The following is a 12,492-nucleotide window of genomic DNA, read 5'->3' as shown; positions in this document are numbered from 1 at the left end:
AGCATGAGAAAGTTTTTAGTATCACTTTTATGGTTTTTTCTACCTGTTTTTATTAGTCTAATAGTTCTTTGTTTTGGATTAAAAAAAATGGTTAATAGCTCTGTTGATTTTACATTAGATAGTAAAATAAATACATTAGTGTTAGGTCATTCACAAACGGAGCATGCTTTTAAAGATTCTATTATTTTTGGATTAAAAAATCTATGCTTTGGTGGTGAGTCTTATTTTTACACTTATCAAAAATTGAAAATAGTTTTAGAGAAGAATAAAGAAAATAAAAACATTAAGAACATAATAGTTTCTTTCTCTAATAATCAGATAGAATCTGTAATGAATAAGTGGACTTATGGAGAGAAAACCGTTTTAAATTTTTACCCAAAATATTCCTTTGCGATTAACGCTGAGGATTCGAAATTAATCGCTGTAAATAATTTTAAAGCCTTTTTGAAAGCGGAGCATTTAGGAATGATTTCAAATGCCAAACTGCTGGTAAAAAAGAAGAGTATTTTTGAAGATCGTAATTTTGGAGGTTATAATTATATTAATAAATCTCAGATAGATTCTTTATTACAAACTAATTATATCAAAGATTTTGTAGCAAACCAAACTAATGAAATCTCATCTATTAATTTGAATTACTTAGATAAGATTGTTGCTTTGTGCAAAGCTTATGAAAAGAATTTGATATTTATTCGAACACCTATACATCAAAAGTTTTTCGAAAAATTAGATGAAATTAAGTTTCAAGAAATTAGAAATATGCGCTATTCAACAATTCCCTTTCTTGATTATCATGGTTTTTCGTTGGAAAACAAACATTTTAAAGATTTTAATCATTTGAATGATACAGGAGCTAAAAAGTTTTCAAACTATTTTAATAAGCTTCTAAGTTCAGGTTTATTGATTGAAAAGCAATTGTCAAAACAAACAAAAAAATTACCTAAATAATATTTTTTATTAAAACTTTAATAATGAAACTATTATACATCACAAACGGCTTAAATGGCTCTGGTGGATTAGAACGTGTTCTGTCAATCAAGGCAAGTTATTTGGCTGAAAAAATGGGGTATGAAGTTCATATTGTTTGTTTGAATGATTCGCATCAAAATTTGTTTTACGATTTTAGCCCTAAGATACATTTACAAAGCATATCTGTTTTTGGTAATCCGATTTCTTATGTCAAAAAATATGTTTCTGGTTTAAATAAAGTGGTTTCTCAAATTAATCCTGATATAGTTTTAGTTTGTGATGATGGATTGAAAGCTTTTTTTCTTCCATTATTGTTGAAAACTAAAGCCAAAATGATTTATGAACGTCATGTATCAAAAACTATTTCGATTGGTAAAGATGCAGGATTTTTGAAAACCATTAGTACCAAGTTTCAATTCACTTTAATGAATCTTTTAGCAAAACGCTATGATAAGTTTGTAGTGCTTACAAATGAAAATAAAAGAGAATGGCCTTTACAGAATTTAGAAGTAATTTCTAATCCATTGTCTTTTTATCCAGAGGCATCTGCTACTCTAACTACTAAAAAAGTTATTGCAGTCGGTAAGCAAAGTCATCAAAAAGGGTATGACTTATTATTGCAAGCTTGGCAAAAAGTAATAGCGCAACAACCTGATTGGCAACTAGAAATTTATGGGAAAAAAGAACCATCAGAAGGATTAGAATTACAAGCTAGTTGTTTAGGGATTTCTTTAAATGTTCAATTTTTTGATCCAATAAAAAATATAGAAGTCAAATATTTAGAATCTTCTATATATGTAATGTCATCTCGTTATGAAGGTTTCGGAATGGTGTTAATTGAAGCTATGGCATGTGGAGTTCCATGTGTGTCGTTTGATTGTCCGTATGGTCCAAGTGATATTATTGCCGATGGTGAAGATGGGTATTTAGTGTCAAATGGCGACGTTGATTTGCTAGCTGAAAAGTTATTGCTGTTGATTGAAAATGATGCTTTGCGGATTAAGATGGGACAAAAAGCAAAAATAGCTGTAAAGCGTTTTTTACCTGAAACGATTTGTCAGCAATGGGATACCTTGTTTAAAACCTTAGTGCGATGAAAAAAATAATTATCCTAGTCGATCAAATGCATTCACACGGCGGCATTGAAAAATTGGTTGCTATCAAAGCCAATTATTGGAGTGCTGTTTTTGGCTATAACGTTACTATTTTAAGTACAGAACAAGGAGGAAAGCCTTTGATTTATGAATTAGATAAAGCTGTTGTGTTTCAAGATTTAGCTATAGATTTTGATCGCAGTAAAAGCTATTTTAGTTTTGGTAATGTATTGAAATTACTTAAGAATGTTTTAAAAATTCAACAGTATCTTTTTTCCCAAAAACCCGACTTTGTTTTGGTTGCTTCTCATATTCCGATTACCTATGTGTTACCTTTTTTGTTTAAAGGTAGGACTAAGACCATAAAAGAATTTCATTATACGAAATATGCAGATACTAATATTGGTCTTAAAAATAAGTTGCTGATTTTCGTAGAAGCGCGATATGATTATTTAGCGGTGCTCAGTGAGGAAGAGCAGCGTTATTATTTTAGTAAAAATACGGTAGTGTTGCCGAATCCGATAGCTACCGATGCGGTTGTGTCGTCTTCCTTATTGTCGACTAGACCTAATGTTGCTGTTGCGATTGTTCGTTTTGCTGCGGTAAAGCAGTTGGAAGTTATGGTTAGTATTTGGTCGCAATTTCATCAAAAGCAACCTGATTGGCAGTTGCATTTGTATGGTGCGATTGGTAACGATTATTATCAAAAGATTTTGTCTTTGGTACAAGAATTACGATTGGAAAATGTAGTTCTTTTCAAAGGTCAAACTCAAGATGTTTCTGGAGTTTTGGAACAGGCGAAAGTGTTGTTGCTGACTTCGGTTCAAGAGTGTTTTCCGATGGTTATTTTGGAGGCTAATTCGGTTGGCGTTCCCGTAGTATCTTATGATAGTCCGACCGGACCAAGAAACATAATTCATCACGAAAAAGATGGCCTTTTGGTTCCTTACGGTGACGAGCAAGCCTTTGTGCATCAATTGGAATCGCTTGCAGTAAATCCTGAACTTTTGAATACGCTTGGAAAGCACGCTGTGGATACTGCGCGAAATTATCTACTTCCGAAAGTGATGAATCTGTGGAATACTACTATATTTGCTAAATAATGATGCGAACGGTATTTCTATTAATAGGTCAGATGTTTTTTATTCCGCACGGAATCTTGTTTTTGTTGTCTTCCAACAAAGCAGTCATTGTACGTGACTTATATGCTAGAAAAACCATAAAATCTAGTACCATTACTCAATTATATGATTTGACTAAGGAATTGTTGTTGAGTAAGTACTTTAGAACCTTATTTTATTACAGAACACCGGGGTTAATTTCAAAAGTACTACGTATTTTTTATCCAAAACAAGATTCATTTACCATTGATGTGCATACTAAAATTGGTGCAGGATTGCAATTGGCTCATCCTTATGCTACTATTTTGAATGCTACTTCTATTGGTACCGATGTTTATGTCAATCATTTGGTTACGTTAGGTGAAAAAGAAGGTAAAAAACCAATCATAGGAAATAATGTTCAATTGCATGCTGGTTGTATTGTCATTGGCGGTGTAACCATTGGTGATCATGCTATTATTGGCGCTGGTGCTGTGGTGGTTAAAGATGTTCCAGAATATGCTGTAGCCGTTGGCAATCCAGCCAAGTTAATTTAATTTTTATCTATGAATTCTAACAATATTGCTATAATAATTCCTTACTTCGGTAAATTGCCATCTTGGTTTAATTTGTTTCTAATCTCTGCAAGTAAAACAAAGATTGTCACTTTTATATTGTTTACCGACGATGAAACAAAATTTAATTATCCAATAAATTTTAATGTTAATTATTGTTCCTTTGCAGATCTGTCGAAAATGTTCAAAAAAACTTTGGGTCAATCAATATATCTTGAGAATCCCTATAAAATTTGTGATTATAGACCTGCTTTTGGAAAAGTTTTTAAAGATTATATAGGTGAGTTTAGTTTTTGGGGACACTGTGATATAGATATTATTTTTGGTGATATAGATAAATATTTGCTAAATGCTAATTATCAAAATTTTGATCGAACATTTACCTATGGTCATTTTTCTATTTATAGCAACACTGATAAGATTAATAATGCATTTACTATAAAGTTAAATCATATACCTAAATTTTTTGATATAAATTATGTAAAGAAAACATCTTATCCATGTAATTTTGATGAGGTTGGGATGAATGTTATAATCAAAGAATCCGGGTTTTCTTTTTTTGAAAAATCATACTGTGCTAATGTAAATAGTAATTTTATTAAATATAGGCTTGGTTCAGGTGTTTATGAATATCCATCTTTTTTAGCCTATGTAGGTAGCAGTGTTTATGAATTTAAATTAGTTGAAGGAGAATATGAAACAAAAGAGTTTATGTACTTTCATCTTCAAAATAGAGGTGAAATTAACAGCGAGGAGAAAATAACAAATGATTTTGTAATATCACACAAAGGTTTTTTTTCTTTCAACAAAAATAGCTTTGCAACTTACTTCGCTGAAATTGGTTCTAAAGAAACTGAGTATGAGCAACAAGAATTTAATAAGTTTACAAAGGAAAAGGAAAAAAAGAATACTATAAACAAAATAAAAAGAGAATTTTTTTATAAAAAAGGTTTGATTTTTAGCTTACTAATAAATAGGTATTTAGCTTTGAAATGGTTAAATTCTTAAAAATAAATTATTATAGTGAATTTTATCTTTGTTGAATATTATACTTTTTTGTTTTATCAATTTACATTGATAATGCTATTTATTGTGGTTGCTCAAGGGAGTTTAAAATTAGAATCTTTAAACAATTTAGTTATAAAAAAAAGTTTAGGATTTGTATTTTTTCTATTTATTTTGTTGTACATAGGCTTAAGACCAATAAATTATAGGTTTGGAGATATGATAATTTATAATATTCAATTTCAACAGTATTTTAATGGTGCGCCTCTCTTGATAGCTAAAGATCCGCTATTTGAATATTTTAAGTACGGAATTGCAAAAACAGCTAATGCCTTTGTGTTTTTTTTTCTGTGTGCTTTTTTTTATGTAGTTCCCCTTTATTATTTTTCAAAAAAAGTTTTTAAAGAGTTTTGGTTTTATAATTTTTTTATACTTGTTATATCCTTTTCTTTTTGGACTTATGGAACAAATGGTATCAGAAATGGAATAGCAACCAGTCTATTTTTATTTGGATTGTCTAGGGATAAAAAGTCTATTGCACTTTTGATTTTGATTGCTAGTACCTTAGTTCACAAATCAATGTTACTACCATTATTTGGTTATATTGCAACTTTGTTTTATAATAATTCTAAGACTTATTTTTATTTTTGGTTATTATGTATTCCGTTATCACTAGTAATGGGTGGTTTTTTCACAAATTTTTTTATGAGTGTCGGAATAGTTGAAGAGCAAGCTTTATCGGGTTATTTAGGAGAATTTAATCAAGCATCAGAAGGTGTAGAATTAAAAGTTGGATTTCGGTGGGATTTCTTACTGTACAGCTCTTTTGGTGTTTTAGCAGGTTGGTACTATGTCATAAAAATGAACTATAAAGATCAACTTTATCTTCAATTATTAAATATTTATCTTGTTTGTAATGCCTTTTGGGTATTAGTAATTCGTGCAAATTATTCCAACAGATTAGCTTATCTATCTTGGTTTATGTTAGGTGTTATAATTATTTATCCGCTTCTTAAAAATAAGTTTTTTAATAATCAACATCAAGTAATTGTTCGTATTCTTATAGCTTATTTTGCTTTTACTTATATTATGAATGTGTTTATTTACTAACTTTGATTGATGATTTATGAGTCCATTAATAAGTGTTGTCGTTCCTGTTTATAATGTTTCAAAGTATTTGAAGCAATGTTTGGATAGTATCTTAAATCAAACCTACACTTCTCTAGAAATCATTCTGGTTAATGATGGTTCCACAGATGATAGTTTGAATATTTGTTATAATTATCAAAAATCGGACTCAAGAATTCGTGTCATTGATCAAAAAAATCAAGGAGTCTCTGTATCTAGAAATACTGGTCTTTGTTATATTACAGGTGATTATCTAATGTTTGTCGATGGTGATGATTGGTTGAAGTTGGATACCATTGAAAACGTTTTTCAATCTTTGTCTAGTTATGACTTGGTTTGCTTTTCTTTTATCAAAGAATATCCTACTAGTAAAGTAGTACGAGATTTATTATTGAATGGTAGCTACGATGCTGATTTTTTTCAAAGGAGGCTTACTGGATTGATCAATGAAGAATTGAGTGATCCAAGTCATTTTGAAACATTTGCAACTGTTTGGGGGAAAATATTCAAATCAAGTATAATAAAGGAGCATTCCATTGTTTTTAAAAAAATGTCGGAAATCGGAGCGTGGGAGGATGGTTATTTCAATTGGGATTACTTAAATTATTGTAAAAGCGTATTTATCATAAATCAGCCGTTTTACCATTATCGAAAGTTTAATAGTGACTCTATTACTTCAAATCATAAATCAGGTATGCTTCAAAAAACAAATTATCTTTTTGATCTTATAGAAGCTGATTTGATTGATAAAAATAAAGGAGTGGAGTTTCAAAAAGCTTTTAATAACAGAATTGTTTTGAGTGTGATTGGATTGGGCTTAAATGAAATATATAAAAATGATAGTCTTTTTAACAAATATAGAAATATTAAAAATATTCTTTTCTCTCCAGTTTTTGATCAAGCTTATAAAAACTTATCATTAAAGTATTTTCCAACACATTGGAAGTTGTTCTTTTTTTTCGCAAAAAATAAATTGGTATATCCTTTGATTTTTATGTTGTATGCCATCAAAAAAATCATAAAAAAGTAATTGAGTTATGGAGCAACCAATACGAATTCTACAACTTTTTACGATACTCAATCGCGGTGGTGCTGAAACTAACGTGATGAATTATTATCGAAAATTGGATCGAACCCGATTTCAGTTTGATTTTATTGTTCATCGTGATGAAGTAGGCGCTTATGAAGCTGAGATTATTGCTTTGGGCGGAACAATTTATAGATTACCACCATTTAATCCGTTAAAGATTAAACATTACAAAAAACAAATTGCTGCATTTTTCGATCAACATACTTATCCGATTGTTCACGGCAATTGTTCAGAATTGGGTATTTATATTTATCAAGAAGCTCAAAAAAGAGGTACGCCAGTAATAATTGCGCACGGTCATAATGCTACTGATGGTTGGAATTTAAAATCACCTTTTAGGTATTATTACAAAAAAAAGATGATGCCTTATATCAACACTTACTTTACTTGTGGTTATGAAGCTGCCGTGTGGCTTTTTGGAAAAAAAAATGCACCTAAAGCGTTCACGATGACCAATGCGATTGATAGCAGTTTGTTTGCATATGATGTTCAGAAAGGTGACAAAATTAGAGAAGAATTGGATGCTGTCACCACACAGAATTTTGTTCACGTTGGTCGTTTCAACGTGCAGAAGAATCACGATTTTTTAATAAGTATCTTTTATGAATTAGTTCAGTTGGATGCCAACCGTAAGTTGTTTTTAATCGGCATCGGCGATTTGATGGCACCAATTCAAAATAAGGCAGCACAATTGGGTATAGCTGACAAAGTTGTTTTTTTAGGCTCGCGAAGCGACGTTAATGAATTGCTTCAAGGCATGGATGTGTTTTTATTTCCGTCTTTGTTTGAAGGTTTGCCCGTTTCTTTGGTTGAAGCGCAGGCGAGTGGTGTAAAATGTTACATTTCAGATGGTGTGCCAAAGGAATCTATTATTGTGAATGATAATGTAAAAGTTATTTCTCTTAAAGAATCCGCTTTAGTTTGGGCACAAACCATTCATTCTCAAAATAAGTTTATAAAACAAGATGTTTCTCAAATAATTATTGATAAAGGATATGATATCAATAAGAATATTATCCTTCTACAAGAAAAATATTTAGCACTATTGCAACAACACTCATGAAGACGTTAACCGTATTTACTCCTGCTTTTAACAGAGCGCATTTGTTACCTAGACTTTATGAAAGTTTATGTAACCAAACCCATATGGATTTTGAGTGGTTGGTAGTTGACGATGGTTCGACCGATGACACAAAAGCGCTTGTAGCAGGTTGGATTTTGGAACAAAAAATTGCAATTACTTATATCTATCAAGAGAATCAAGGTATGCATGGAGCGCACAATACGGCTTATAAAGCTATCAAGACTGTTTTAAATACTTGTATTGATTCAGACGATTATATGCGGCTGAATGCTGTGGAATTGATTTTAACAAAATGGAAAAGTATCGATCAAAAAAAGTACGCTGGTATTATTGGTTTAGATGCCTTAGAATCGGGCGCTATAATCGGATCCAAATTCACCACCGAGTATACCACACTTGAAGATTTTTATATCAATGGCGGTACTGGAGACAAAAAGTTGGTTTATCGCACCGATGTTATTACGAGCTATCCTGATTATCCCATTTTTGAAGGCGAGCGTTATGTTGGTTTAGGTACCAAATATTTATTTGTTGACAAAGATTATGAAATGGCCACTCTTAATGAAGTGCTGGTTACCGTTGATTACCAAATTACTGGCTCAAGTAATACTATGTTTTATCAGTATTTAAAATATCCCAAAGGCTTTATTTATAATAGGATTACTACGATGCAATACACAAAATCTACTAAGCGTAAGTTTATAGAATGTATTCATTACGTATCTAGTTGTATTATTCTTAAACGCTATAATTTTCTAAAAGATTGTCCTGAAAAACTGCTTACCCTGTTAGCTGTGCCGTTTGGTATTGCTTTGTATGCTTTGATTCGATATAAAACTAGAACCTAATTATTTTGAAAAAACTAATTCGAACCGCGACCGTTTCCGTTTCTTTGGATATTCTTTTAAAAGGGCAATTGGCTTTTTTGAATGACCATTATCAGGTACTTGCTGTTTCTGGTCAAGATGTTCATTTAGAAAATGTAAAAAATAGGGAAAAGGTTTTAACTGTTGATGTGCCTATGTATCGCACTATTTCACCTTTTAAGGATTTTGTTTCTCTGGTAAGATTGTATTTATTATTCAAAAAAGAGCAGCCTTTGATCGTACATTCGATTACGCCTAAAGCCGGATTACTGTCTATGTGCGCTGCTTATTTTGCTAGAGTTCCCATTAGAATACACACTTTTACCGGATTGTTGTTTCCACATAAAGAAGGTTTTTTGCATCATTTGTTGTTGTTTTTAGATAAAGTACTTTGCCGGTTTGCTACCCATATTTTTCCCGAAGGCGAAGGCGTTAAAAAAGATTTGTTGGCATTTAAGGTTACCCGAAAACCACTTCAAGTAATTGCGAATGGCAATGTCAATGGTATTGATCTAGATTATTTTAATCCTACTACCGTTTCTGTTCAAGATTGTGAACAACTGCGCACTTCTTTAGGAATTGCTTCCACCGATTTTGTTTTTGTTTTTGTCGGACGCTTGGTTACTGATAAAGGCATTAATGAATTGGTAGCTGCATTTACTAAATTAGCCAGTCAGCATTCTGCTGTAAAGTTGCTTTTGGTTGGTCCGTTTGAAAGCGAATTGGATCCTTTACTTCCTGAGACCTTACAGTTGCTTGCTACCCATAAATCCATTATCAGTGTTGGTTTTCAAGACGATATTCGTCCGTATTTAGCTGTTTCCGATGTGTTTGTTTTTCCGAGTTATAGAGAAGGCTTTCCGAATGTGGTTTTGCAAGCTGGTGCGATGGAGTTGCCTTGTATTGTTACTGATATTTCGGGAAGTAATGAAATAATTATTCCGAACGAAAACGGAATTATTCTTCCCATTAAAAATGAAATTGCTATTTTTGACGCGATGCATTTGCTATATTATGACAAAGATTTGTTTCAAAAATTGCAATCAAAATCAAGAGTTAACATAGTTTCGAGGTTTCAACAAGAACTTGTTTGGAATAACTTACTTCAAGAATACAAAAGATTAGAAAACAATGTATAAAAAACTTTTCAAGCCTTTTTTTGATATGATCTCTGCTTTGATTGGATTGATATTGTTGTTTCCAATTTTTCTTGTTGTAACAGTATTTCTGTTTTTTGCAAACGATGGTAAGCCGTTTTTTTTTCAATTGCGTCCGGGTAAAGGAGGAAAAATTTTCAAAATCATCAAGTTTAAAACCATGAATGATAGGAAAGATACCGAAGGTAATTTACTTCCAGATTCAGATCGTTTGACCAAAGTAGGAAGTTTTGTTAGAAAAACATCTTTAGATGAAATTCCACAATTGTTAAATGTTGTTATTGGCGATATGAGTATAGTAGGTCCTAGACCATTACTAACCACTTACCTTCATTTATACAGTGATTTTCAAAACAGAAGGCATGAGGTAAAGCCAGGTATTACAGGATGGGCACAAATTAATGGAAGAAATGCCATTTCATGGGATAAAAAATTTGAATTAGATGTTTGGTATGTAGATCGTATTTCCTTTTTATTAGACTTGAAAATTTTGTTTAAAACTATTCAAAAAGTAATAAAAAGTGATGGAATAAATGCTGCTGATTCGGCAACAATAGAACCCTTTCAAGGGATTTGAATAATAAAATAAACAGATATGCAAAATGTTGTAATTATTGGAGCAGGAGGTTTTGGACGTGAAGTTAAAACCATTATAGATGCAGTAAATAAGGTTGAAAAAACCTATAATTTTATTGGATATTATGATGATGGCATTGAAAAAGGTACTATGATAAATAATTTTCCTGTTTTAGGAAATCTTCAAGAATTGAACTCCATTTCTGAGGCAATTTCTGTTCTTTTAGGCATTGGAGACCCTACTACTAAAAGTAAGATTATAGCTAAATTGTCTAATGATAAAATAAATTTTCCTACACTAATTCATCCATCTGTACAAATTTCGGACGATGAGGTAACTATTTCTAAAGGTTGCATTATTTGTAGCGGAACCATAATCACTTGTAATATTGTGATTGGAAGTTTTGTTACATTAAATCTAATGTGTACCATTGGTCATGATACTATTGTTGATGATTTTTCATCCTTTATGCCTTCCGTTAATATATCCGGAGAAGTGCATATTAAAGAAAGTGTTTATGTTGGAACAGGTGCGAAGATTATTAATCAAGTAATTATTGGTTCAGGAACTATAGTCGGAGCTGGCGCTGTTGTTTCAAAAAGTTTACCAGAAAATTGTACTGCAGTTGGAATTCCTGCAAAACCTATTAAATTTCATAATGATGAATGCAACTAAAATATGGTTATCCTCGCCTCATATGGGCGGCACCGAGTTGGACTATGTAAACGAAGCTTTTGCTACTAATTGGGTTGCGCCATTAGGTCCGAATGTCACCGGTTTTGAGCAAGATTTAGAACACTATTTAGGTTCTAATTCGTTTGTTGGCGCTCTGAGTTCTGGTACTGCAGCCTTGCATCTAGGTTTGGTTTTGTTGGGTGTTCAAGCCGGCGATGAAGTGCTTTGTCAAAGTATGACTTTTTCGGCCTCGGCAAATCCAATTGTATACCAAGGAGCAACACCTGTTTTTATTGATAGTGAACCTGAGACTTGGAATATTTGTCCGGTTGCTCTAGAAGAAGCCATCAAAGACCGGATTTCAAAAGGAAAGAAACCCAGAGCTATTATTGCTGTTCATTTATATGGAATGCCTTATAAAGTGGAAGCTATTAGAAGTATTGCTGATTATTATGAAATTCCGATTCTAGAAGATAGTGCTGAGGCTTTAGGTAGTACTTTTAAAGGTCAGCGTTGTGGTACTTTTGGCGATGTTGGAGTGTTGTCTTTTAATGGTAATAAGATTATTACTACTTCTGGCGGTGGCGCTATAGTTACTAAAACTATTGACTTAAAAAATAAAGCTATTTTTCTAGCTACCCAAGCTAGAGATAATGCGCCTCATTATCAGCACAGTGAGATTGGTTATAATTATAGGATGAGTAATATTTGTGCAGGAATCGGACGTGGACAAATGGAGGTTTTGGACCATCACGTGGCGCAGCGACGCAGTATGCATTCGTTTTATGAATCTATTTTTAGTAACAATGATGCCGTTACTGTTTTCGCAGAACCTACTTCCGATTATTTTTCTAATCATTGGCTGTCGGCTATAACGATTAATCCTAGTTTGAACGGCGGAAAAACCCGTGAAGACTTACGATTATTACTTGAATCTGAGCATATTGAAAGTCGTCCTTTGTGGAAACCAATGCATTTGCAGCCTGTTTTTAAAGATGCGCCGTATTATGGAGGCACCGTCTCAGAAGATTTGTTTACTAATGGACTTTGTTTGCCTTCCGGTTCGAATTTAACCGATGAAGAACGCGAACGCATAAAAAATGCAATAAATATTTTTTAAGATTTTTTTAAGAACTTTTTTTTCTTACATTTACCATTATTAAAAAGTATTT

The 12,492-nt window shown here is 32.1% G+C and carries 13 protein-coding genes; all 13 read left to right on the top strand.

What is annotated here, in order from left to right; genetic code table 11:
• Window positions 1–3: 3 nt before the first annotated feature.
• The 13 genes from Q0050_RS01750 (at window position 4) to Q0050_RS01690 (ending at window position 12,440) form a co-directional block, all read left to right on the top strand.
• Window positions 4–948, top strand: a complete 945-nt coding sequence (locus Q0050_RS01750; protein WP_298392041.1) for a hypothetical protein — start codon at window positions 4–6, stop codon at window positions 946–948.
• A gap of 23 nt (window positions 949–971) precedes the next feature.
• Window positions 972–2,066 carry a glycosyltransferase family 4 protein gene (locus Q0050_RS01745; RefSeq protein WP_298392039.1) on the top strand — a complete coding sequence of 365 codons (1,095 nt, stop codon included), beginning with the start codon at window positions 972–974 and terminating at the stop codon, window positions 2,064–2,066.
• Window positions 2,063–3,166 (top strand): glycosyltransferase, encoded by a 1,104-nt coding sequence (locus tag Q0050_RS01740; protein ID WP_298392037.1) that lies wholly within the window; start codon window positions 2,063–2,065, stop codon window positions 3,164–3,166. The genes Q0050_RS01745 and Q0050_RS01740 overlap by 4 nt, the downstream gene beginning before the upstream one ends.
• A 2-nt stretch (window positions 3,167–3,168) precedes the next feature.
• Window positions 3,169–3,720 carry a hypothetical protein gene (locus Q0050_RS01735; RefSeq protein WP_298392035.1) on the top strand — a complete coding sequence of 184 codons (552 nt, stop codon included), beginning with the start codon at window positions 3,169–3,171 and terminating at the stop codon, window positions 3,718–3,720.
• Window positions 3,721–3,729: 9 nt separating this feature from the next.
• Window positions 3,730–4,746, top strand: coding sequence for a DUF6625 family protein (locus Q0050_RS01730; protein ID WP_298392033.1), 1,017 nt, complete (start codon window positions 3,730–3,732; stop codon window positions 4,744–4,746).
• Window positions 4,747–4,818: 72 nt separating this feature from the next.
• A complete protein-coding gene (locus tag Q0050_RS01725; protein WP_298392089.1) occupies window positions 4,819–5,853 on the top strand; it encodes an EpsG family protein in 1,035 nt (344 codons plus the stop codon).
• Between the two features lie 16 nt (window positions 5,854–5,869).
• Window positions 5,870–6,901, top strand: a complete 1,032-nt coding sequence (locus tag Q0050_RS01720; RefSeq protein WP_298392031.1) for a glycosyltransferase — start codon at window positions 5,870–5,872, stop codon at window positions 6,899–6,901.
• A 7-nt stretch (window positions 6,902–6,908) separates the two neighbouring features.
• Window positions 6,909–8,024 carry a glycosyltransferase family 1 protein gene (locus tag Q0050_RS01715; protein ID WP_298392029.1) on the top strand — a complete coding sequence of 372 codons (1,116 nt, stop codon included), beginning with the start codon at window positions 6,909–6,911 and terminating at the stop codon, window positions 8,022–8,024.
• Entirely contained in the window at window positions 8,021–8,893 is an 873-nt protein-coding gene (locus Q0050_RS01710) for a glycosyltransferase family 2 protein (RefSeq protein ID WP_298392027.1), read from the top strand. The genes Q0050_RS01715 and Q0050_RS01710 overlap by 4 nt, the downstream gene beginning before the upstream one ends.
• A 5-nt stretch (window positions 8,894–8,898) precedes the next feature.
• Window positions 8,899–10,050: a glycosyltransferase family 4 protein gene (locus Q0050_RS01705; protein WP_367277143.1), complete on the top strand. Its 1,152-nt coding sequence runs from the start codon at window positions 8,899–8,901 to the stop codon at window positions 10,048–10,050.
• Window positions 10,043–10,645, top strand: coding sequence for a sugar transferase (locus Q0050_RS01700; protein WP_298392025.1), 603 nt, complete (start codon window positions 10,043–10,045; stop codon window positions 10,643–10,645). Before Q0050_RS01705 ends, Q0050_RS01700 begins: the two co-directional genes overlap by 8 nt.
• An 18-nt stretch (window positions 10,646–10,663) precedes the next feature.
• Window positions 10,664–11,320 carry an acetyltransferase gene (locus Q0050_RS01695; protein ID WP_298392023.1) on the top strand — a complete coding sequence of 219 codons (657 nt, stop codon included), beginning with the start codon at window positions 10,664–10,666 and terminating at the stop codon, window positions 11,318–11,320.
• Window positions 11,307–12,440 (top strand): aminotransferase class I/II-fold pyridoxal phosphate-dependent enzyme, encoded by a 1,134-nt coding sequence (locus tag Q0050_RS01690; RefSeq protein WP_298392021.1) that lies wholly within the window; start codon window positions 11,307–11,309, stop codon window positions 12,438–12,440. The genes Q0050_RS01695 and Q0050_RS01690 overlap by 14 nt, the downstream gene beginning before the upstream one ends.
• Window positions 12,441–12,492: the final 52 nt, after the last annotated feature.

The sequence above is a fragment of the Flavobacterium sp. genome (genome assembly GCF_027483985.1).
GTDB lineage: Bacteria > Bacteroidota > Bacteroidia > Flavobacteriales > Flavobacteriaceae > Flavobacterium.
This window is presented reverse-complemented; position numbering and strand designations above follow the sequence as displayed.